Source organism: Tissierella carlieri, assembly GCF_018917285.1.
GTDB lineage: Bacteria > Bacillota > Clostridia > Tissierellales > Tissierellaceae > Tissierella > Tissierella carlieri.
The window spans coordinates 73,021-96,760 of record NZ_JAHLOH010000050.1 but is presented as its reverse complement, the minus strand read 5'-3'; the positions used below and the strand labels follow the sequence as shown (position 1 = coordinate 96,760).

Annotated in this window: 24 protein-coding genes and 1 other annotated feature; of the genes, 22 read left to right on the top strand and 2 right to left on the bottom strand. The window is 30.6% G+C overall.

Annotation, left to right across the window (positions count from 1 at the left end):
* The first annotated feature begins 61 nt into the window (after window positions 1-61).
* The 10 genes from KQI38_RS18660 to KQI38_RS18615 all read left to right on the top strand — a co-directional run bounded on the left by KQI38_RS18660 (window position 62) and on the right by KQI38_RS18615 (window position 11,686).
* On the top strand, window positions 62-1,408 hold the full coding sequence (locus tag KQI38_RS18660; RefSeq protein ID WP_216562114.1) for an ABC transporter substrate-binding protein: 1,347 nt from the start codon (window positions 62-64) through the stop codon (window positions 1,406-1,408).
* A 22-nt stretch (window positions 1,409-1,430) separates the two neighbouring features.
* Window positions 1,431-2,288, top strand: a complete 858-nt coding sequence (locus KQI38_RS18655) for a carbohydrate ABC transporter permease (protein ID WP_216562111.1) — start codon at window positions 1,431-1,433, stop codon at window positions 2,286-2,288.
* Between the two features lie 13 nt (window positions 2,289-2,301).
* Window positions 2,302-3,180, top strand: a complete 879-nt coding sequence (locus tag KQI38_RS18650; RefSeq protein WP_216562109.1) for a carbohydrate ABC transporter permease — start codon at window positions 2,302-2,304, stop codon at window positions 3,178-3,180.
* Window positions 3,181-3,202: 22 nt separating this feature from the next.
* Window positions 3,203-5,152, top strand: coding sequence for an HlyD family efflux transporter periplasmic adaptor subunit (locus tag KQI38_RS18645; RefSeq protein WP_216562107.1), 1,950 nt, complete (start codon window positions 3,203-3,205; stop codon window positions 5,150-5,152).
* Window positions 5,149-6,309, top strand: a complete 1,161-nt coding sequence (locus tag KQI38_RS18640; RefSeq protein ID WP_216562105.1) for an ABC transporter permease — start codon at window positions 5,149-5,151, stop codon at window positions 6,307-6,309. Before KQI38_RS18645 ends, KQI38_RS18640 begins: the two co-directional genes overlap by 4 nt.
* 65 nt (window positions 6,310-6,374) lie before the next feature.
* Window positions 6,375-7,451, top strand: a complete 1,077-nt coding sequence (locus KQI38_RS18635; RefSeq protein ID WP_216562103.1) for an ABC transporter ATP-binding protein — start codon at window positions 6,375-6,377, stop codon at window positions 7,449-7,451.
* Window positions 7,452-7,503: 52 nt separating this feature from the next.
* Window positions 7,504-7,771, top strand: a binding site (T-box leader).
* A 224-nt stretch (window positions 7,772-7,995) separates the two neighbouring features.
* Window positions 7,996-9,516, top strand: a complete 1,521-nt coding sequence (gene lysS / locus KQI38_RS18630) for a lysine--tRNA ligase (protein WP_216562101.1) — start codon at window positions 7,996-7,998, stop codon at window positions 9,514-9,516.
* Between the two features lie 226 nt (window positions 9,517-9,742).
* Window positions 9,743-10,231 (top strand): helix-turn-helix domain-containing protein, encoded by a 489-nt coding sequence (locus KQI38_RS18625; protein WP_216562098.1) that lies wholly within the window; start codon window positions 9,743-9,745, stop codon window positions 10,229-10,231.
* A 23-nt stretch (window positions 10,232-10,254) separates the two neighbouring features.
* On the top strand, window positions 10,255-10,614 hold the full coding sequence (locus KQI38_RS18620) for a DUF4180 domain-containing protein (protein WP_216562096.1): 360 nt from the start codon (window positions 10,255-10,257) through the stop codon (window positions 10,612-10,614).
* A gap of 169 nt (window positions 10,615-10,783) precedes the next feature.
* Complete coding sequence (locus KQI38_RS18615) at window positions 10,784-11,686, top strand: GNAT family N-acetyltransferase (protein ID WP_216562094.1); 903 nt, start codon at window positions 10,784-10,786, stop codon at window positions 11,684-11,686.
* Window positions 11,687-11,790: 104 nt separating this feature from the next.
* On the opposite strand, the gene KQI38_RS18610 is transcribed toward KQI38_RS18615, so the two are convergent.
* On the bottom strand, window positions 11,791-12,264 hold the full coding sequence (locus tag KQI38_RS18610) for a pyridoxamine 5'-phosphate oxidase family protein (RefSeq protein ID WP_216562092.1): 474 nt from the start codon (window positions 12,262-12,264) through the stop codon (window positions 11,791-11,793).
* A gap of 163 nt (window positions 12,265-12,427) precedes the next feature.
* Here KQI38_RS18610 and pdxR point away from each other — a divergent pair, with 163 nt between their 5' ends.
* From pdxR to KQI38_RS18590, 4 genes are all read left to right on the top strand, one after another.
* On the top strand, window positions 12,428-13,846 hold the full coding sequence (gene pdxR, locus KQI38_RS18605) for a MocR-like pyridoxine biosynthesis transcription factor PdxR (RefSeq protein WP_216562090.1): 1,419 nt from the start codon (window positions 12,428-12,430) through the stop codon (window positions 13,844-13,846).
* 86 nt (window positions 13,847-13,932) lie between these two features.
* Window positions 13,933-14,406, top strand: a complete 474-nt coding sequence (locus KQI38_RS22485) for a methylated-DNA--[protein]-cysteine S-methyltransferase (RefSeq protein ID WP_216562088.1) — start codon at window positions 13,933-13,935, stop codon at window positions 14,404-14,406.
* Window positions 14,393-15,019, top strand: a complete 627-nt coding sequence (locus KQI38_RS18595) for a DNA-3-methyladenine glycosylase family protein (RefSeq protein WP_216562086.1) — start codon at window positions 14,393-14,395, stop codon at window positions 15,017-15,019. Before KQI38_RS22485 ends, KQI38_RS18595 begins: the two co-directional genes overlap by 14 nt.
* Window positions 15,020-15,316: 297 nt before the next feature.
* Window positions 15,317-15,886, top strand: coding sequence for a bifunctional transcriptional activator/DNA repair enzyme AdaA (locus KQI38_RS18590; RefSeq protein WP_216562084.1), 570 nt, complete (start codon window positions 15,317-15,319; stop codon window positions 15,884-15,886).
* A gap of 137 nt (window positions 15,887-16,023) precedes the next feature.
* Here KQI38_RS18590 and KQI38_RS18585 read toward each other — a convergent pair whose 3' ends face one another.
* A complete protein-coding gene (locus KQI38_RS18585; protein ID WP_216562082.1) occupies window positions 16,024-16,998 on the bottom strand; it encodes a helix-turn-helix transcriptional regulator in 975 nt (324 codons plus the stop codon).
* A gap of 93 nt (window positions 16,999-17,091) precedes the next feature.
* Here KQI38_RS18585 and KQI38_RS18580 point away from each other — a divergent pair, with 93 nt between their 5' ends.
* The 8 genes from KQI38_RS18580 to KQI38_RS18550 all read left to right on the top strand — a co-directional run bounded on the left by KQI38_RS18580 (window position 17,092) and on the right by KQI38_RS18550 (window position 23,698).
* Window positions 17,092-17,616 carry a dihydrofolate reductase family protein gene (locus KQI38_RS18580; RefSeq protein WP_216562080.1) on the top strand — a complete coding sequence of 175 codons (525 nt, stop codon included), beginning with the start codon at window positions 17,092-17,094 and terminating at the stop codon, window positions 17,614-17,616.
* A 462-nt stretch (window positions 17,617-18,078) separates the two neighbouring features.
* Entirely contained in the window at window positions 18,079-18,843 is a 765-nt protein-coding gene (locus KQI38_RS18575) for a nucleotidyltransferase domain-containing protein (protein WP_216562078.1), read from the top strand.
* 299 nt (window positions 18,844-19,142) lie between these two features.
* Entirely contained in the window at window positions 19,143-19,556 is a 414-nt protein-coding gene (locus tag KQI38_RS18570) for a RidA family protein (RefSeq protein ID WP_216562076.1), read from the top strand.
* Window positions 19,557-19,875: 319 nt separating this feature from the next.
* The gene (locus KQI38_RS22480; protein ID WP_276515609.1) at window positions 19,876-19,998 is read left to right on the top strand and encodes a hypothetical protein; all 123 of its coding nucleotides are present in this window, start codon (window positions 19,876-19,878) and stop codon (window positions 19,996-19,998) included.
* Between the two features lie 994 nt (window positions 19,999-20,992).
* Window positions 20,993-21,640, top strand: coding sequence for a Vat family streptogramin A O-acetyltransferase (locus KQI38_RS18565; RefSeq protein ID WP_420857139.1), 648 nt, complete (start codon window positions 20,993-20,995; stop codon window positions 21,638-21,640).
* Window positions 21,641-21,823: 183 nt separating this feature from the next.
* Window positions 21,824-21,973, top strand: a complete 150-nt coding sequence (locus KQI38_RS18560; protein WP_216562074.1) for a cytidine/deoxycytidylate deaminase family protein — start codon at window positions 21,824-21,826, stop codon at window positions 21,971-21,973.
* 148 nt (window positions 21,974-22,121) lie between these two features.
* Window positions 22,122-22,523, top strand: a complete 402-nt coding sequence (locus KQI38_RS18555) for a GNAT family N-acetyltransferase (protein ID WP_216562072.1) — start codon at window positions 22,122-22,124, stop codon at window positions 22,521-22,523.
* Window positions 22,524-22,927: 404 nt separating this feature from the next.
* Entirely contained in the window at window positions 22,928-23,698 is a 771-nt protein-coding gene (locus tag KQI38_RS18550; protein ID WP_216562070.1) for a DUF2087 domain-containing protein, read from the top strand.
* Window positions 23,699-23,740: the final 42 nt, after the last annotated feature.

The window sequence follows — 23,740 nt, the reverse complement described above, 5'->3', positions numbered from 1 at the left end:
ATCGGCTTCTTCTTATATAATCTATATGTAAATAAATTTAATTAGAAAAGGAGAGGAGATAATGAAAAAACGCTTACTTGCTGTTATGTTAATTCTAACAATATTAGTTGGATGTACTGGAAATATCCAGAATAGTGATGAAGAAACTCTTAACCTGTCAGAACAAAAGGATGAAGAGGAATATATACCCCCTAAGATGGAGGGAGAGCTTACGGTTTCAACTATGTTTGAGCAAGAATATTTAACAATAGCAGCCCAAAAGTTTATGAACAAGTATCCTAATGTGAAAATCTCCATCAATTCATATGTAAAGATAGAAGATGAAAACACTACAGGTGCTTCTGAAGAATTTTCCGTAGAGAACTATAGAAATCATCTAAATACAAAAATAATGACAGGAAAGGCTGAGGATATTATTTTTGCAACACAGCTTCCAGTTCATAAATATGTACATATGGGTGTATTTGAAGAGCTAAGTAATTTATTGAGACTTACACCTGAGATTAACTCTGATAATTATTTTATGAATGTGCTAGAAGCTCCAAAGGATAAAGATGGAAATATATATATGCTGCCGCTTATGAGTAGATTTCCTGTTGTTAGCTTTGACAAGCATTTGGTAACTGATAGCGGTAAAAAAATAGGGGATGGCATGACAAAAATCAGCTTTGGAAAAGCCTTAGAATTTGCACAGGAGCTTGTAGATAATACAAGCAGAAAAAATACCTTTTTAATGCTGGAGTCAGGAGCACATTTATTTAACTACGCTTTCAGGGACTATTTTAATGAGTTTGTTGATATAGAAAATAAAAAGGTAAGTATCGGAGAAAAGTATATCAGTTTATTGAACCATGTAAAGGATTTAGAGAATAATGGTTATTTCGCAGCAAAGGGTAGTATAGATTTCTATAATATGGAATACTACTTCGCCTTAAATGCCGATTTTGATATACAGGGTGCTTTCTTCAATTTACTTCCAGATACCTATACTTATGCAATGCCATTGTCTGATGCCAGTGGAAATGTTTATGTAAATCCAAGTAATAGTGTTGGAATCAACAGTAATTCTAAGCATAAAGAATTAGCGTGGGAGTTCATTAAGTTTTTATTATCAGAAGAAGTACAAAGTTTACCGGGCTTCTATGGACTAGGTGTAAATAAAAAAGGCTTTGATAATTCCGCTGAAAGAATTTTAAAATTATATAACAAAGATGAAAAGGTTAGCAAAGAAGAATATAGAAATCTTTTAGAAAAATGGGTAATGGAAATTAATGCTTATGATATAAATGACCCCGTCATTAGTGAATTTATCTGGGAAGAGAGCAACAAATTTTTTGATGGAGAACAGTCGGCAGAAGAAGCTGCGAGGATATTACAAGCAAAGATAAGCAAGTATTTAAACGAATAGCATTTGAGAGTGAGATGATTAAATGAAAAAGAATAATAAAATACCAATTATTATGTTGAGCATCAGCTTATTAGGATTTTCATTTTTTTATCTCTTTCCCTTTATTTTCTCTTTAGTTTATGGTCTGACTGATAATCCCATAAACATGAAATTTGTAGGTCTTAAAAACTTTATTGATTTATTCCAAAATCAATATTTTATGCTAGGGCTTAAAAATACGGCTATTTTTATGGTAGTCAGTATACCTCTTAATATGTTGTTATCTTTGTTTATAGCATTGGCTATAAACAAGCTTACAAAATATAGAAATCAGTTTAGCATTGTATTTTTAATACCATTAGTTATACCCTCAGCGACTATTGCATTTTTTTGGGAAAATCTTTTTAGTGTAAACGGTGTTGTCAATGAATACTTAAGCATTTTTGGAATGGATAAAATAGACTGGTTTCAGAGTAAATACGGTATGCTTGTTATGATATTTATATTCCTATGGAAAAACATAGGCTATAATATGGCTCTTTTTATCAGTGGACTAAATAATATTCCCGAAGAGTATTATGAAAGTGCTGATATTGAAGGAGCTAATTGGCTTTACAAATTTACAAGGATAACTTTGTTATATTTGACGCCTACCATATTTTTGGTATTGATTATGACCTTCGTCAATTCCTTTAAAGTTTTTAAGGAAATATATATTATTACAGGGGAATATCCCCATGAAAGCTTATATGTTTTACAGCACTATATGAATAATATGTTTCTGTCACTAAACTATTCAAAGCTTGTTAGTGCTGTATATATCTTGACTATTGTTATTGTATTCTTTGTGGCTGTGGTATTTAAGGCAGAGAATAAATTAGCTAAGGACTTAAGAAGCTAAGGAGGTAGCAGTTATGAGTAAATCAACACATTATTCTAAAAGAATTTTTCATATATTCCTATTGACTGTATTTTCTATTATGGCAATCATTTATATTCTTCCATTGGTCATTACCTTTACCAACTCTTTGATGAGTATGAATGAAGTGAGTCGTCATTATAGTACTATCGGAGATATTTTTCATCCAGAAGGAAAGTTTGTTGATATGGCTATAATTCCGGAAAAGATTACACTATCTCAGTATATTCATATACTTTTAGAGAGTCCTGTTTATCTCAATATGTTTTGGAATTCCGTTAAAATTGCTGTTCCCATTGTGGTGGGACAATTATTTGTATCCTCTATGGCAGCCTATGCATTTACGATACTTCAATTTAAAGGTAAGGAACTTTTATTTTTTATTTATATTATTGTCATGCTGCTTCCTTTGCAGGTTACCTTAATGCCAAACTACATAGTATTTGATTGGTTAAATATGACAGACAGTTATCTAGCCATCATTTTGCCTGGTATATCTAATCCCTTTGGAGTATTTCTTCTAAGACAGTTTATGAAGATGATACCAAGTGCGTATATAGAATCAGCACAAATGGATGGAGCTGGGCATATTAGGATATTCTTCAGTATTGTGCTGCCTATGATAAAATCAGGACTTGCTTCTGTAGCTATGCTTACCTTTGTGGACTATTGGAATGTAGTTGACCAGGCTGTTATTTTCATTCAGGACACTTATGCAAAGCCCATGTCCTTATTTTTAGCCCGAGTTAATCAAGAACAGATGGGAGTATCCTTTGCATCATCATGTTTTTATATTTTTCCAGTATTGATTATATTGTTTTACGGTCAGGAATATTTAAAAGAAGGAATAAATTTATCAGGATTAAAAGGATAACATTGAGAGGTGATTAAAACATATGAACAGCAAAAAATTTATAAAAGGAATAAGTATATTTTGGGGAACTATACTTTTTCTAACCTTTTTTTCTAAAACCATCTACAATTTTAATCTTCCAACTGTAACTGCAGTGTCTCTTATAGGCGGGAAATTACTGAATACCGTTGAAGGGACTTCACTTATTACTTATAGAGATAGCTATGATGTTTATGCGAAAAAAGAAGGTATAGTAAAGGAGATTTTTATTAGGCCCGGTGATAAGGTAATAAAAGGGCAAGCTCTTATAGAATTTGATTTAGATAATGATTATATTGAGCAATTGATATTAGATAGACGAAGAAAGGAACAGGATATTAAACTTTTAAATATGAAGCTGAATAATTTGAAATCCGATGATTTAACTGCAGAAAAGGGAGAAATTGAAAAATTGAATGTTGAAATTTCAGATATAGAATCTGATATAGGCAGTATTGAAAATGGAACATATGAAACTTTAAAAAGATTAGAATATGAGCTTAATATTGATATAGCGGAGAAAAGATTGAATGATAAACAGGAACAATTTAATGCAGGAATGACAAATAGATCCGAGCTTGATGAAGCAGAGAATAACCTTGAAATAGCTAAGATGCAATATAAGCAATATATACAATCTGAAAAAGAGGCTAAAAATGATTTATTAGAGGATAAACAGGAACAATTGAACAGCTTATACGAAAAAACATTTTCCTCTGAAGAGGAAAATGAATATGAAATGACGGATTTGCGTTTTCAAATAGGGAATATTCAAGATGAGCTTTTAATATTGAATAGGAAGCTAGAGCAAGAAACAGATGAGATTATCATTGAACAGCTGACATTGGACATACGAAGAAAGGAACAGGATATTAAGCTTTTATATATGAAGCTGAATAATTTAGAATCCGATGATTTATCTGTGGAAAAAAGAGAAATTAGGAAGTTGAAGACTGAAATTTCAGATATAAAATCTGAAATAAGGAGTATTGAAGAGGGAACATATGAATCTTTAAAAAGATTAGAATATGAGCTTAATATTGATATGGCAGAGAAAAGATTGAATGATAAACAGGAACAATTTAATGCAGGAATGACAAATAGATCCGAGCTAAATGAAACAGAGAATAATCTTGAAATAGCTAAGATGCAATATAAGCAATATATACAATCTGAAAAAGAAGCTAAAAATAACTTATTAAAGGCTAAACATGAACAATTAAATAGCCTGTACGAAAAAACCTTTTCCTTTGAAAAGGAGAATGAGTATGCAATGTTGGAATTGAATTTTCAATTAAATAATATTCAGTCTGAGCTTTTGATATTGAATAAGAAGCTTGAGCAAGAAAAGAATAGTAAAATTGTAGCAGAAACAGATGGCGTTATTATTGATGTAAAATGTGAAGCGGGAAGATTTATAAATAAGAACGATGTTTTGGTTCAGATGCAGGATCTGTCAAATGAATTTAAGGCAGAGTTGGTTATTGATGAGGAAAAGCTAGAATTGTTTAATATGGAAAGCTCTGTGGAAATAAAAGTAAAGGGTATTGCAGAAACCTTAAAGGGGGAGATTCTAAGTATAAATCCAAGTGGAAATGAAGACAGTACAGGACATAAAATAACAATAGCTATAAAGAATACTTCCTTTCAGTTGGGAGGGAAAAATGCTGATATAAAGATTAAAACTGAAAGTGAGTTATACGATGCAATTATACCAAATGATGCAGTAAGAAAGGATACAAAAGGATATTATGTTTTAGTGCTTCGAGAGGAAAATAATGTACTGGGCAGAAACTTTATTGCTCATAAGACCTATGTGGAACTAATAGATTCGGATAATTCGCTATCAGCCATTAAAGAATTAAGCTTGTTTGAACCAATTATTGTAACTAGCACTTCTCCCATTGAAGCTGGAAGCCGGGTAAAATATGAAGGTACTGGTGGTAAAGAATGAAAGTAAAGAAAAGAGTTCTGATGATTTTGACTTTGTTGTTATGCTTAACCACGGGATTATGCTGGCTTATAGGTGGATATATAGGAGAGAGTACGGCAAATAACCTTTATATGATGTCCATAGATGAGGAGTCTGCTTTCTTTAATGCCAAAGATATTACTTTCTTAAATGAAAAGAAACATCCTTTTACTTTTATTGCAAGACAGTATATAAATATTTCTTCTGGTATAATTGAAGGTCAGGCAGAGATTATTGGAACAAATGAGAATTTTGCCTATATGAAGAAATTAAAAATATTATCAGGATCATTCTTTAATGAGATACATATTGGAAAAAATAGCAATGTAGTTGTGTTAAGCAGTGGAGCTGCTTGGCATTTTTTTGGAAATAAACAAAGCGTAGGTAATGATATAATCATAGGTAATGAAAAATTCCAAGTAATTGGAGTGTTTGAAAAAGATTTAGCACAAGAAGATGAAATACTTTTATATATGCCTTTTGAAAAGTTAAATCAACTTGTTTCTAACGAATTGAAGGTTTTAGATATATGGCTTCAACTTGACAATATATCGGAAGTCGAGCCAATTATAATAGGAATGGGATATTTATCTAATGACATAAAGATTGTTGAAATAAATCAGTACAAGGATATTGTTATGCAGCGTTTTAAATTTATCATTTTCATTGTTGGTATAGTTATTATCATTTTTTTATGGAAAATGATATTGAATAACATAAGGATTTTAAAGCTAGAAATAATAGAGTTTTTGAAAGAAAATTATATAAGAGATATATGGCCAATTTTTAGTAATAGGAAAGTTCTTTTTAAACTGCTATATTCCTTAGCCTATATATTATCTGCTTTATTAATTTGGAAGATAATTCGATTTAAACCATGTATGCCCAGTGAGTTTTTTATGTGGAGAGATTATAATTTTTATGTTTTAAGAGATATGTTGGATTTTTATATACAACCTAATATTGGAGTTCCAGCATTACAATATCTAAACCATCTAAACACTGTATCTAATATATTGTTTTTCCTATCTATATTATCAGCTACATCTATTTTATGTGTATTATTTAGAAGAAATCCAAGGAATTTAGTTGAAGATAATGACAAATTAGAAAATAAAAAGAATCAATCATTTATTTAGAAGTTTCTCAACCAGAACTAAGTTAAATGATATATGAAAACATATAGAGAAGGGAGGGATGTTGTTTGAAGTTACAACTAAAAAATATTAGTAAGATATATGAAAATGGATTCACAGCTGTAAAAGATTTCAATTTAAATGTTGAAGACAAAGAATTTATAGTCTTTGTAGGACCTTCAGGCTGTGGAAAGACTACGACACTTAGGATGATTGCAGGTTTGGAGGAAATATCAAGTGGAGAACTAAAAATTGATGGAGAAATTATGAATAATATATTGCCCAAAAATCGGGATGTTGCTATGGTTTTTCAAAATTATGCTTTATATCCACATATGAGTGTATATGATAATATAGCCTTTGGTATGAAAATACGTAAATTACCAAAAGCAGAAATTGACTGTAAAGTAAAAGAAGCAGCAAATATTCTTAATATTTATGATTTGCTAGATCGCAAGCCCAAAACATTGTCTGGTGGTCAACGGCAACGTGTTGCCATGGGGAGGGCTATTGTTAGAGAGCCAAAGGTCTTTCTTATGGATGAGCCTTTATCAAACTTAGATGCAAAATTAAGAATTCAGATGCGGGCAGAAATTGCCAAAATATATCATCGACTGCAAGCAACTATAGTTTATGTAACCCATGACCAGACAGAAGCAATGACCCTTGGAACTCGAATAGTCGTAATGAAAGAAGGAGTAATTCAGCAAGTTGACACTCCTCAAAGATTGTATCATCATCCTAAGAATATGTTTGTAGCAGGATTTATTGATACACAAATAAATTTTATTGATACAGTAGTAAAAAGGATTAATGATAAAATTTATTTTCATTTCAATGGTATTGATATAATATCTCCAGAATCAATTGAAAATGCAATGGAGAACTATGTAGATAAAACAGTTGTAGTGGGTTTACATCCTGAAGCCATACAGATATGTCAAAATGGTACAGAGTTTGCAAAAGTAGATGTAGTGGAACATCTCGGTCCTGAAGATAATTTGTATTTAAATTTATCTGAAACGAGTATTAAAGCAAAGGTAAGTTCTGAATTAAATATAAAAGTTGGTGAGATTGTGAGAATTTCTATTGATACAAAGCAAATGCATGTTTTTGATAAGATAACGGAACAAGCTATATATTAATATTAAAAAAACGTTGACTTTATAAATAAAGTATAATAGAATAAATAAAAATCAAAAGACTGCGAAGAGATGAGTAAATGGATTAAATTTTTTACAGAGAGTTTCCATTGGTGAGAGGAAGCAAAAAATATTTATTGAAAAAAGCCTCTGAGTCTTACATTGAACCTAAAAATAGGGGATGATGTAACGGGAGCTCCCGTTAAAGAGCTAGAGTATAACCTATTGACTATACAGTTAAGAGACGTACTTGAAAAGGTTAATATGGTGACATATTAATAAACTGGGGTGGTACCACGAAGTAATTATCTCTCGTCCCCAAGACTTATGTCTTGGAGGTGAGAGTTTTTTTATTGTCATAAAGATAAATATTCTTGAAATTATAAAAAGAACTTATATCAAAGTGTTATTAAAGTATCTTTTTTTGAAATCCATTTATGGAGATTTCATATTTTAAAAGAGTAATTTATGAAAGCTTTCCTATTGGATTATAAAAATTTTAGGGATATATAAATATCTATTAAAAAAATGAAAGGTGGTATTATCAATGTATAACAACTATACAGATTTAAATAATTTAAGTGAGATAATGCAAGATGCTAATGAATTTATGGTAGAAAGAGTAAAAAAATTAATTCAATTAAAGGAGTGCGGGATTAACCCGTATCCATATTCTTTTATCACAAATTCCAATTCTAAGTATATAATGGAAAATTTTGATTCTATAAATAGTGACCAAGAATTTATTTTAGCAGGTAGAGTTATGCTCTTAAGAAGGATGGGAAAGGTTACTTTTTTAAATATTAGAGATCAGCAAGGAACAATTCAAATTTATATAAGCAAAGCAGATGTGGGAGAAGAAGAATATAATCTAATTAAACTAATAGATACAGGGGATATTATAGGAGTACAAGGGAGTGTATTTAGAACTAAAACAGGAGAAATAACTGTAGAGGCAAAGAAAATCACTATGCTTTCTAAATCCATAAGACCATTACCAGAAAAATATCATGGGATTCAAGATGCTGATTTAAGACAAAGACATCGTTCCCTTGATATGATAATGAATGAAGATGTAAAACAAAGATTTATTAACCGCTCAAAAGCTATGTTTGCCATAAGAGAATTTATGGATGGAAGAGATTTTATGGAGATGGAGACACCAATATTAGATACAAAATACGGTGGAGGAGAGGCAAAGCCTTTCATAACTAATGTAAATGCTCTAAACTGTGAAGTATTTATGAATGTATCTCCAGAATTATATTTAAAAAGACTAATGGTAGGGGGGATTGATAGAGTTTATACCATGGTAAGAGCCTTTAGAAATGAAGGTATAGATAGAACTCATTATCCAGAGTTTACATTATTTGAATGTTATATGGCCTATGCGGATTATGATGATATGATGAGACTTATGGAACAGCTATACGAATATGTATTCTTAAAAGTAAAAGGAACGACTAAGGCAACTTATGATGGAGTAGAAATTGATTTTAAAGCTCCATGGAAAAGAGAGACTATGTGTAATCTTGTAAAAGAAAATACAGGTATAGATGTAGAAATACTTTCAAGAGAAAATATAATAAGTTTAATAAAAGAGAAGGAGCTTTTATTAGAGGAGCAAGAGGAAGGGTTAGAGTTGGAGGAAACTTCAAAAGGAGATTTGATTTTAATATTATTTGAAGCTTATAGCGACAAATACTTAATAGAACCTACCTTTGTAATAGATTTTCCATTAGATTCTTCTCCATTATGCAAGGTTCATAGGTCTAATCCAGAATTAATTGAAAGATTTGAACCTTATGCTTTTGGAGTAGAACTTGGAAATGCGTATTCAGAACTTAATGATCCATTAAGACAGAGAATATTATTACATGACCAAGCTAATAAATTGAGAGCAGGACTCGAAACAGCAAGCCCAATGGATGAGGAATTTGCAGTAGCAATAGATACTGCAATGCCACCAGCTGGAGGTCTGGGAATAGGAATAGATAGGATGATGATGTTTTTAACAGATTCTCCATCTATAAAAGATGTAATAGCGTTTCCATTGATAAGAAGATAAATCGAGTATCTTATTAAAACACTAATCTTTATTAGAAAAGATTAGTGTTTTTTACTGTGATTATAAATTCTACGACTATCAGAAAATATGAGATAAAAAATAATGAAGAATGATATTGACTCCTTAAAGTGCAATAAAGTATAATAAAATCTAATAAAATACTTGACCTATACAATGAAAGTGTATATAATCATCTCAGATAGTAATACCGAAAGGATGGATATTTATGGAGGGCAAATTTTATACAGTTAATCAGGTTGCTGAAATATTAGGTATGCATCATAAAACTATAAGAAAATTTATAACACAAGGTAAGCTTGGGGCAAATAAGCTTGGAAAACAGTGGAGAATTTCAGAGGAAGATTTAAATTCCTTTATGAAACAAGATGTTAATACTAGCGATGAAGACATTAAAGAAGATGAAGAGATTGAGTTTTCAACTAATGAAATAAATTTAAGTATTATAAGACCAAAAATAAGCGTATCTACTGTTATAGAAATCAATGAAATAGATATGGAACAGTATATGAGAATATCTAATACTCTTATAGCTATTATGAATTGCAAGGACCCAAGTGTTGGCAAATCAACAATGAATATGAAATACTCTAAAGAAGACAATAGATTAAGAGTGATGTTATGGGGCACTATGAAGTTTACTGAGGAGATGTTGAGTACAATTTCACTTTTTACAGAATCAACTAATTTATATTAGTTTAAAGTTAAGGAGGAAACAATATGAATTATAATTTAATAGATAAAGACGATAAAAGATATATTGAATATATTTCTAATGAAAAATTGATTAGTAAAGAAACAGATGCTATGGATCTTATTGCTGCTTGTTTCGAAAATAATACTAATTTATTGATAATTCACTATGAAACACTTTCTGAAGATTTTTTTAATCTTAGGACAGGATTAGCGGGAGCGATATTGCAAAAGTTAGTGAACTATAAGATTAAGGTTGCAATAATTATAGCTAATGAAGAAAATTTAAATGATAGATTTAGAGAAATGATTATTGAAGCTAATAAAAGAGATGATTATAGAATATTTAGGAACATCACTGATGCAGAAAATTGGATTTTAGCTTAAAATAAGAGAGATTGGAGTCATAATATAATTGTTTCTTGTTATTCGGATTGTTTTTAGTTCAGGAAATAGTGTTTATATATTCTTAATAGGTTTTCTATAATTGATGGAAATAGAATTATTTTGTAATTCAAGATAAACGAAAATAGTAAGAAAAAAAGGGGAACTCAAAATGAGTGAAATTCTATTAATTAATGATAAAAAATATATTTATAGATGTAATTATAGAGATAATAAAATGTTAAGAAGTAGCTTTGATAGATTAACAGAAAAAACTTATGGTTTTAATTTTAAACAATGGTATGAGAATGGTTATTGGGAAGACAAATATATACCATATTCTTTGTTAGATGGAGATGAGGTAGTATCTAATGTCTCAGTAAATATCATGGATTTTATAATTTTAGAAGAACAAAAGAGATATATACAAATTGGAACAGTTATGACAGCTGAAGAATATAGAGGGCAGGGATTAAGTAGAATACTTATGGAAAGAGTTATAAAAGAATGGGAGGATAAATGTGACCTTATTTATCTTTTTGCTAATGATAGTGTTCTTGATTTCTACCCAAAGTTTGGATTTGAGCAGTGTGATGAATATCAATACTCTATAAAAAGAATAAAAGAGGATAAGTCAGAAAAAATAATAAGGATGAATATGGATAGTAATATAGATAGAAAATTTGTCTATAATATGGTTTGTAATGCGATACCTCTCTCAAAAGTTTTTATGAAAAATAATGTATCTCTCATAATGTTTTATTGTACGTATTTTATGAAGGACGGCATTTATTATATTGAAGATTATGATACTATTGTTATTTGTGATTTTCATGAAGATATTCTATATATACAAGATGTATTTGCCACAAAAGAAATAGATTTAGATAAAATTATTAATGCAATGATGAATGAGAAAACTAAGAAAGTAGTTTTAGGATTTGCTCCAAATAATATCACTTCTTACGAAAAAAGTTTAGTGAATGAGGAGGATACTACTCTTTTTATTAAGATGGGAAAAGAAAATCCATTTAAAATAAGAGATTTAATGTTTCCGGTATTGTCTCATGCATAATAAGGTTATAAAAAATATCCCGTAATAAAAAGCGGGATATTTTCCATTAAGAGAATCATATTTGACTTTTATGGCAATCAGGTAAATTAAGTTTTATTTTTGCCCTATTTATGATATTTTCCTGTACGCTCTACGATATCAATTTCAATTATAGCAGTACCCTTTATCATGTTATCAGGAAGCTCTTTTCCAGCAAATTGAGGAGTGTATTTCTCAACTATCTTATTCAATATTTTACGTTTATAATCCAAATCCTCAATCAATGAAGCATTTCCAATAATTATAACACTATTGTATTCTGCTTCAGTATCACAGGCATTCTCAATATTGTCAGTCAAGAGACCAAACAATTCATTAACCTCAAAGCATACTTTGGAGTTTCGATTGACATTATCGATTTTTTGCCCCTTTGGTAGTCCATGCATATAAATTTTTTCATTGTAGTAAACGAAGTGCATTGGAACAACATATGGATAACCATTCTCATTAATAGTAGCGAATCGTCCAGTATCCGCACGATGAAGTAATTCGTCAATCTGTTCTGAGGTTAATTGAAACTTCTTCATTCTGTATTGCATAACCTAATCATCCTCCTAATCATATAAATTTGATTTATATTCAAGATATATATGTACTTGATATACAATCAAAGGTATTATATCATATAAGTGTATCTGCTAAAAGATACACTTATATGATATAATATAGGGTACACTTTAAAATAAGGATGGTTATAATTATATGATATATATTCAAGAAAATTCAGAAGATCCAATATATCTTCAAATCTATTATCAGATAAAAAAAGATATTGAACAAGGAAATATTGCACCTGGAGAACGACTTCTAGGTATTCGCACACTAGCCCAAACATTAGGTATCGGGCGAAATACCGTTAATCAAGCTTATACTCAGCTGGCTGTAGAGGGATATATTCAACCAAAACATGGGTCAGGGTTTTTCGTTCTAGGCACTTCAAGTAAGCTTACGGAGAGGAATTATGTTCCGCAGGATATAAATACTTTATCTGGTGAAATATTAGAGTCGGAAAAACCTATAAGTCTGTATGATTTTCAGTACGGCACCCTTCCGTATGAGCAGTTTCCTTTCAAGTTATGGCGAAAATACACAGCTCAGATTATTCTATCATCGCAGAAAGAAGTAGTTAATCAGTATCCAGATAAGCAGGGTGATCTGTTATTACGGCAAGAAATTAAAAAACACCTGTACAGATCAAGAGGTATGGTTTGTTGTGAAGAACAAATTATCATCGGTTGTGGGCTGCAATATTCACTAAATATTTTGTGTACTCTTCTGCGTAAGGAAAATAACACTATTGCAATGGAAGAACCAGGATATAATGGAGCAAGGGACGTATTTATCAACAATAATTATAAATTGCATGCAATCCCAGTTAGTAAAGATGGACTTATCATTTCATCCATTCATCGTTCTGATGCATGTGCTGCTTATGTAACACCTTCGCATCAATTTCCCTATGGAACTGTTATGCCAATTTTTCAACGTAAGGAACTCCTTGATTGGGCAAATACTAAAGATGCATATATTATTGAGGACGATTATGACAGTGAGCTAAGATATGATGCCAATCCAGTGCCAGCGCTCTATTCCTTAGATGCAGAAGATCGGACTATCTATATCGGAACTTTTTCAAAGTCTCTTTCACCTTCTCTGCGGATGAACTATATGGTGTTGCCAGTGAGCCTGCTAAGGAGATATCATAGCTTATTCCGTTCCTATAATTCTCCTGTATCATGGTTGACGCAACATGTTTTAGCCGCATATATGAGGGATGGAAATTATGAGCGTCATATTCGAAAAATGTGCCTCACCTACAAAAGACGTCATGATGTATTTGTACAGGAAGCAACAAAAATGTTTGGAAGAAAAGTAATCTTACATGGCCGTGGAGCAGGGGTGCATTTCGTTTTGGAGTTTCCAGGTGGTGAAGAGCAAGCTTGGCTTATTAAACAAGCAGCAAAAGTCGGAGTTAAAGTATATTCTATGATTCCATTCTGGAATAACAGGAATGATTGTCCTCGAAACGTTATATTTGCAGGATACAGCTTATTGAGTGAACAACAGATACGAGAAGGTATTGTATTGCTACAATCCGCATGGTTTAGCGCATTACCATAATGAGAATTGAATGGTGAAATTTCGGAAGACATACTAGGTAAAACAAATGTATACTAAAGATATAATAAGACAAGGAGGTTATTCATATGAAAAATATTGCCTTCTATCCGACATCCCTTGGTTTGATTGGCATTGTAGAAAAAAACGGTACAATTATTGAACTTTTCTTTGGCAAAGAACATAAGTCCACAGACTGTGAGGAGCAAGAAACCCCATTACTAAAGGAGGCCGCACGTCAACTGGAGGAATATCTTGACGGTAAGCTTAAATTCTTCGACATACCCTTTGCACCAGAGGGTACAGATTTTCAGCAAGCTGTATGGGCTGCTCTGCGGGATATACCTTATGGTGAAACTCGCACCTACAAGCAGGTGGCGGAGGTGATCGGAAGACCAGAAGCATCCCGTGCAGTGGGTACAGCCAACAGTAAAAATCCGATTTTAATTATTACACCATGCCATCGAGTTATAGGTACAGACGGAAAGCTTGTAGGCTACGCCGCGGGACTTGCAGTTAAAGAAAAACTGTTGGAGATGGAAAAGAACTATGTCAACGGTTAAAACAAAGTATTTTGAATACGGCAGTACAGAATTAAATTACCTGACGTATATGGATCCCGTCCTTGGTGCCGCAATCAGGCGTTTTGGGAGAGTGGAACGTCAAGTGATTCCAGATATTTTTACTGCTCTTGTCTATACTATTATCGGGCAACTTGTATCTGTTCGTTCAGCAAATACTGTTTGGTCAAGGATGCAGCTTACCTTTGGTGACATCACACCGGAGAATCTATACACTTACACTGCTGATAGTATTCAAGCCTGTGGTATGACAATGAAAAAAGCAATTTGCATTCATGATATTATAGAAAAGATTGTACAAGGGCAATTTAATCTGTCTATTTTGAATACTTTGTCCGACAGTGAGGTCATTAAACAATTAATATCCTTGCCTGGCATTGGACGGTGGACTGCTGAAATGATCCTCTTAAATTGTATGGAACGTCCCAATGTGGTTAGCTGGGGTGACCTTGCTATACGCCGAGGGACGAAGAAGCTGTACGGTCTCCAAGAACTTACAAAGCAACAGTTTGATGAATATCGAAAGTGCTATTCACCTTATGGTTCGGTGGCCTCTATTTATTTGTGGGCGATTTCCTTTGAAAAGGATTATTAGAGGAATAATGGTGGAAAGCTATATACCCTGATAAAAAATCATATCACCACAGAAAATGACTATTTGGAAGAGAGAATATTGAAAGGCATGGTGATTTGGTACGCATTTTATGAAGTTGAAGAACGGTTCACATATACAAATAGCTTTGTACCCAAAATTGATAATTAGTCAATATGTAATAGTTTTTTCATCGAGCTTAAGTTTACAGTGGAAAATTGGGATCGTGTTGGGGTATAGATAAGAAATCAAAGAGATAATCCGTGATATTAAGAAAAAATAAAAAAGAAGGTGGTATACATGCTACTAAGCGACGAGCAGAAATGGAAAGCTGCTATTGATTGTGATTCATCCTATGATGGTCAGTTTTTCTATGGAGTAAAAACAACTGGAATTTTTTGTCGACCGTCCTGTAAATCTAAAAATCCAAAAAGAGATCACGTGATATTTTTTGATACTGCTAAACAGGCTCAAACTGCTGGATTTCGTCCTTGTAAGCGATGCAGACCTGATCTCTTGAAATTTGAACCTAAGGTAGAAACTATAGAGGGAATTAAAGAAATAATTAATGAGTTTTATACTCATCCAAAACAGCTTAAAGAGGAAATTGACGGACTTGGTATTAGTAAAAACAGTATGATTAAATTATTTCAGGAACAGTTAGGCATGACTCCAGTTCAATATATTAATAAACTTAAAATTGAGAAGGCAAAGGAGCTTTTGTTAAATTCACAGGATACGATTCTATCTATTGCCTTGCAATGTGGCTTTGGCAGCCTCTCAACATTTTACAGGTTTTTCCGACATTTAGTAAGTATGTCGCCTACACAGTACAGAAAACTTTTTGCTAAAAAGGAAGATGTGAGATGATTATCAGTACAAGTCGCCGCACAGATATTCTGGACTTTTATTAATAATAGTTATTAAACTGGCTATGTTCATATCAGTCTTTTCCACAATACCAAAATGAGTGATCGAAGGACTACTCATCCAATTTTAAATTTTAATTATTTATATAGCTGAATAATTTCAGCAGCTTTTGTTTTAATTTCATTAATTGCTTCAACAGGCTGTATGATTTTTATGTTTTTTCCATACGTAAAAGCAAATTCAATGCCTTGCCAAATATCTTCAAAAACTATATCTAAGTAAATTTTATTGTCCCTTACAAATTCTTTACTTATAGTGATAAATTTTCTTTCCTTTATATGATTTATAATCGAGGGGTTAACCATAAAAGTAAATGTATATTTAGGAATTCGAGATTTATAATTGCTGGTAGATGATTTCCAATAAGCTTCTAAATTAAAATCCATTGGTCTATCGAAGTGCTCGTTTGTCAAAAGAGCACTTTCTATGGAACTTACCTTATATATTTTAATTATTTCAGCATCTATTGAAATCAAATACCAGATGCCTCTTTTACATACCAATCCCAGTGGATTTAGGATTACTTCTTTTGTTTCGTTTGTTTTTCGATATACTATCCTGATTATATTGCTATTCCAGATAGCATTTTGTAATAAAGAAAGAATGTCCTTATCTATAATCGCAGGATTCTCATTCCAAGTATGCATATCTATATAGATATAGTTTTGAATGTTCTCAACTTCTTTAATTTGATTTGGAGCAGAACCTCCTAAAATTTTAAGTATTGTAGAGTATTTAAGTTTTTCAAAACCTAAGTCTTCTAAAACTTTGTCACCAGTTGGAATAAATAAAGAGTAAATTTCGTCATTATTTATTCCACTTAAAGAAGTTTTGTAATTCCCTAATAATTTTATTCCTCCATTTGTTCCTCTATCAGCGAATATAGGTACCCCAGCACTGCTTAAAGCTTCGATATCTCTATAAATAGTTCTGATAGAAACCTCTAACTTTTGGGCCAATTCATTAGCTGTTAGTTTTTTATGCATCTGCAATAACATTAATATAGAAATTAGTCTATCTGCTCTCATAATATCTCCTTTCCAATATGACATAGGATGTCAACTATTATAAGCTATAATGTATTTAATATCAAGTAATAGTAATTATATTAATATAGTATTAGTCAACTAAAAGGAGGAGCTATGATGAGTAGAAAAATTATAATGAATTTGGCAATGAGTATTGACGGCTTTATTGCTGATGAAAATGGTGGTTTTGATTGGATCGTTGGTGATGGAAATAACAAACTTAATACTGAAAAACAATGGGATTATAATAAATTCTTAGATACAATTGATACTGTTGTTATGGGGAAAAACTGCTATGACCAAAAATTTTACGAGGAGTTTAAAGAAAAAACTGTATTTGTCGCTACTTCTAAATCTCTGGATGATTATGAAAATATTAATTTTATTAATGGTGATATTTGCAAAGTTATTCTTGATGAAAAGAAAAAAGAGGGCAAAGATATTTTTTTATTTGGTGGTGGTATTCTTATAGATAGCTTTATCAAAGTAGACATAATTGATGAATTTATTATAGGTATTATTCCAACTGTTTTAGGAAAAGGCAGACCATTGTTTTTGGGAAACAATCCTACTGTAAAATTAAAGCTAGAAGAATATTATATTGATAATGGGGTTACAGTCCTGTGTTATAAAAAACGTTGATTCCCAGTCGAAATCATTCAATATCTATTTGATGGGACTGGAATTGCGTGATTATTATGAGCATATCCTTTATTGTACTGCAAGTAGAGCTAAACAAAAAATCCAAAGGCACTGAGATAATAATATCTTGGTGCTTTTGTTCTTTGTATTATGAATACCACCTGCTATGCGCAACATCATAAACCTAAGGAAATCTGATATAACATTTACTGTTTATCAGGTTTCCTTAAGTTTATATATAGGTTAAAATAAAGGTAGGGATGGTTATATAGTTAAAAGTTATAAGAAAAAGTTTAAGAAAATAGTTAAAGTGATTAATTGGGATGTGACAAAAAATATGCACGTTTGGATTACTCAAAAAGTTTAATTAGGAAAAGAAAAATCCCGATGGAAGATATTATCTTATACACACTTTCTAAGAGTGGTGTATGATATACTTAATAAAATGCAAATAAGAAGGGAATGATATTCGTGAATTTTCCAACTAAAATTGGTGTAGATTCAGACGGATATATACTAAATCAAACATCTAAAAATAAAATAAATTCTACTTATCTCCTTTTATTAAATCAGTTAACTGAGATCTTAAAACAGTGTACAGATAATAAGCTACATAGTATATATGTATATGGTAGTGTAGGAAGGGGAGAAGAAGTTCCAGGTAAATCAGATATTGATTTATCTATAATATTGACATCGCCACTTACATCTACTGAAATAGAAATACTAAATAAGGAAAAAATAAAATTTATAAATGCTAATTATCATATTGTACCAAAAGTAGATTTTGATATTGGAATATTGGACGGGGTATTAAAAGAAGATAATCTATACTATTGGGGGTTTTGGATAAAACACATATGTACTTGTATTTATGGAGAAGATTTATCTGTCCATTTTCCTAGAATGAAACCTAATATCAATATATGTAAATCTTTAAATCAAGATATTGTTGATACGCTTAAAAGTTATAGGAAGCAAATAGTTGAAGGAGATTTTGATAATGGTATATTGATAACAGTTCTAAAGCGTATTATCAGAGGTGCATATTGTCTTGTATCAGCGGAAGATGAAAGCTGGTCGATAAATATTCAAGAAAATTTAGTTATACTCAATCATTATTTTCCAAAAGAAGAATCTTTTAAAAAAATCAGGTTGATACTTAGGGGTGAAAAAAAGTTGATACATACAGAGATATTAGAGTATATCGATTATTTTACTATTTGATTTAACCAAAATATTGTATGATTAAGTACGTCACTCAGCTCCTCCCTAAACACATATTTAAAGAGGAGTTATAAATTAATTGAATTTATAATCTGCTTGGTTTATAATGTAAGGAACTGATATACTAAATATAAGGAGTAGGTAGAGATGAAAAAGAGAATCCTAAGATTTTTATCTTTCGGAATTGGATATTCTACTGCTATTTTTTTCTGAATTAGCTTGAGAAAGAGATAAGTTACCTAAAATTTTCTCAAGCTAATTGAAATAGTAGTTAATTTATATCGAAAGAAGGTAATTTAATGAAAAATAATAAATCTAAAGATAATAATAGAATAGAAAGAATAAATCCAATTGGAGTTCCAGAGCCAGTTGGTAGGTATAGTCATATTACTAAAATACCAAGAGATTCTGAAATTTATGTTTTTTCAGGTCAGATAGGAGTAGATTTTAAAGGAAATGTTCCTTCAAATCTTAATGAACAAGTAAGCAATACTTTCTCTAATATATCCAACTTACTATCTAGTCAAGATTTGAATCCAGATAATGTTATAAAAGTAAATATTTGGGCTACTGAACAAATAGCTTGGGATTTCTTTGACCCTAAGTGGGATGAATTTTTCGGTGATAATTCACCGTCTATGACTGTTGCATATATAAGCGAATTAGGATTGCCGGAATTAAAAATCGAAATAGAAATATGGGCTGCAAAGTAATTACTATACTTATTTTATTATAAGAAAATAATTAAACTAGGTTATTTGAATTAAGCAAAACTTATCTTTTTTATATAAATTTTAGGGCTTAAGTCAACAGAGAGCAATCAAAGCATTAGATTGCTCTTTATAATTTTTAAAATTCTAGTAAAATCTTGAAAACACAACTATGTCTTAAATTTAAACTTAGAGCAGATTTAATATGCAGAATAAGCTTTACTCGTAAATGATTTAAAAACATCGTACTTTAACCACAGGTTTATTGAAGTGCACCCCAAAAGTTAGACAAGAATTTTAACTTTTGGAGGTGCATTTTTATATGATTAAATTCGATTTAGAATTAAAGAAAAAGTTTGTGGCATTAATGGAATCTAATAAGTATTCTATTAATACTGCAGCAAATGAATTAGGTATATCTGTTTCAAGTGGAAAGAGATGGTGAAGGATGTATCAACTTCATGGCGATGAAGGTCTTTCTATGAAGTCTGGAACATACTCTGGCGAATTTAAAATACATGTAGTAAAATATTTGGAATCGTATTTGTTAAGTTCTTATAATCTTATATGTCAGATTAAGCATCAATTTAATATGTTTGAAGAATTACCAAGCTATGCTAGTTTGCTAGTTTTCTCTTGTTTGGGTTGTATATAGTATACTCAAATTGGATGCAGATAACATGAAGTTGATGACTTAGGATTAGAATTGATGAAATACTCAATATGGTTCTAAATAAATATCTGTTGACAATAAGAAGATTAGATTATATACTTAACTAAAATTCTAATTATATAGAAAGGAGATTTAATCAGATGATTATAGTTGTTCTTAACTAAACTATTAAAATTAAATAGTTAGAAATGCTTTAGAAGTTCTATGATAGAACTTTGTTTAATTATGCATTTTAAGAACAATATCATCTATAAAACTCTTTTACATAAAAATAGAATAACTACAAATGAATATATAAGAATATATATGCTCATTTATAATTTAAATATATACTAAGTATATATTGCGGTATTAAATTTGATTTGAATATAATAAAAGATATTTATGTAAATAAAATCCTCGTGGATGATATTGTTTTCATCTATGGGGATTTATTTTTTATGTAAGGAGGAATGCTTATGTTGTTGGAGGATTTAGATATATAAAGATACAGCAATAATGATATAGATAAAACAACTTTGCTAAACATGTTAATTAAAAATATAAAACCTAATGTAGGTATCAGAATGGATCTAGATACTCTACATTTATAAAGCTTAAATGGGTAAAGACGTAGAAGGTATTAAAAGTGGTGGAAAAAACAATATTAAAAATAAGAGAGACTTTATCTAAAAAATATCAATTATTATTTGTAGATGAACCTACAGATAATGTAGATATAAGCAAAATAAGCTAAATGGTAAATGAATTAAAAAATATAGAGGAGATGAGATATATGAATAGATTCGGCCCAAACCCAAACAGTATTTACCCTAATGAAAACATAAAAAATATTTGTTATATAAGAAATGTTATTAAAAATCCTAATATTCAAGTTGGAGATTATACTTATTATGATGATATAAATGGAGCAGAAAAGTTCGAAGAACATGTTACTCATCATTATGAATTTATAGGTGATAAACTTATTATAGGAAAGTTTTGTGCAATAGCAAAGGGAATAGAATTCGTCATGAATGGTGCAAACCATAGAATGAAATCCATAACCACATATCCTTTTAATATTATGGGCAATGGATGGGAAAAAACCACACCTACTCTTGAAGAGTTACCTCTAAAAGGTGATACTGTGGTTGGTAATGATGTTTGGATTGGACAGAATGTTACAGTAATGCCTGGTGTGCATATTGGAGATGGTTCAATTATTGCTGCTAATTCTGTGGTAACAAAAGATGTTCCTCCATATCATATTGCTGGAGGTAATCCATGTAAAATTATAAAAAAGAGATTTGATGATGAGTTGATTGATTATCTATTAAAATTAAAATGGTGGGATTGGTCTGAAGAAAAGATTTTTAAAAATCTTGAAGTACTTTGTAGTCCAAATTTAGATAAAATTAAGTCTATTAAATGACTTATTAAAGTGAGAATAATTTTTTGCTATAAGAAATTAAAAATAGTGGATATAGCTTCTGCTATTTATCTTCACTATTGAAGTGAACGAAGACTGTGATGATTAAAAAATCCAACCTAATATTTATATTAATATATCGTGTATTGATTCAAATACAAGAATTTACTTGAAAGGATGATAACTATGGAATTTGATGAATTGTATGATATCGCAAAAAATACATTAAATCCTAGAGAAATCTCTAAAAATTCTTATGCTGGTTCTGTTGCAGCAGCTATTTTGAGTGAAAGTGGAAAAGTTTATACTGGAGTGTGTATGAAGATGGAACAATAATTCCACCATGTGGAAGATGTAGGGAGTTTATTTGTCAGATCCATGATGAAAATTATAAATGTGAAGTAATGATAAAAAAGATAAAATACTTACGTATGATTATTCATAGTGGTGAATGTAAAATATTATATTCTGAGAGGTGATTTATATGGAGCAGATAAAAAGTTGCAGTGAAGAAAAGGTGAATTATATCCACAGACGATTACAGGAGTATAATAGTCGATATATTACGGATTGTGAAGATTTGTCTTACTGTATTGAAAATGAAAATGGTGAATGCATTGCTGGTATTGTTGCATCAAGAGATATGGATTGTATTACAGTAGACTATTTGTTTGTTGATGATGCATATCGAAAAAATGGATATGGATCAGAATTATTGATTCATCTCGAAGAACAAGCCATTCGTTTGCATGTAAAAAGAATCATATTAAATACCTTTGGATTTCAAGCACCGGCTTTTTATGAGAAACAAGGTTATCAGTTATTTGGAAAAATCGAGCCATGCTTTAGTGACTATGGACAATATTTTTTTAAAAAAGAGCTATAATAAAAGGGCATTAATATAACACCTCACAAAGTCACTAATTTTATATATGATTAATTTCTTTGGTAGCTTTAATTCATAGCTGTAGAATATAATGAATTGACTATATCAAAGTATTAGAATTAGGAACGCTGAGTCGAATCATAAGTAGCTGAATAGCTTTTAATTTGTTGAGTAAGAATTAGAATTTATATTATAAATATTTAACTTAGTAAATCTGATTTATATTGGCAGGTATAAATAACATATAAAAAAGTAGTAGTTCTTATATAAGAACTACTACTTTTTTATTAACAGAAATGCCCAAATAATAGACAAAACTAGAAAAAGTTTATTTATATGTAGACAATAAATCAAAAATGGTATACAATCAATATATAAATATATATTAAAGGGTGTTGAGTAAAATGAAAGAAAATAATAAAGAACTATTTTGGGATGTAACTATTGAAGATATGAAAAGAGGATATGTTGAAGTAGATGAAAGTTATAAATGTATAATTTGCGAGGAGGAATTTACAAAGGGAAGAATATATCAGATAGATTCTATGCTTTATGATGCAAGAAAAGCCATTGAACTTCATATATCAGAAAAACATGGTTCTACTTTAGAATATCTATTAAAGATGAACCCATCATTTATAGGGGTAACAGAGGTTCAAAAAGAGCTATTAACATTAATGGCAGCAGGGTTATCTGATAAGGAAATAGCTGTAAAACTGGGGGTAGCACAGTCTACTATAAGAAATCATCGTTATAAATTACGTGAAAAAGAAAAGCAAACAAGATTATTTTTAGCGATGATGGAATTAATATCATCGAGTACAAATAAGAGGATAAACATATTAGATAAAGATGCTCTATGTGATGCCCATAAAACAGCAACTACCATAGATGATAGATATAATATCACTGATAAAGAAAGAGAAAATACAATTAAAAATTATATGGATGAAAATGGAGCAATAAAAACATTTCCTGCTAAAGAAAAGAAGAAAATAATAGTTTTATCTGAAATAGTTAAGCATTTTTCTAAAGGAAAGAAATACTCTGAGAAAGAGATAAATAGAATTTTGCAAAGAATATATGAGGACTATGCCACTCTTCGAAGAGCCCTAGTGGAATATGGATTTATTGAGCGCACTAATGATTGTAGTAGTTATTGGGTAAAAGAATAACTTAGCAATATTACGGGAAGAAGAGTGGATTTCCATGATAGA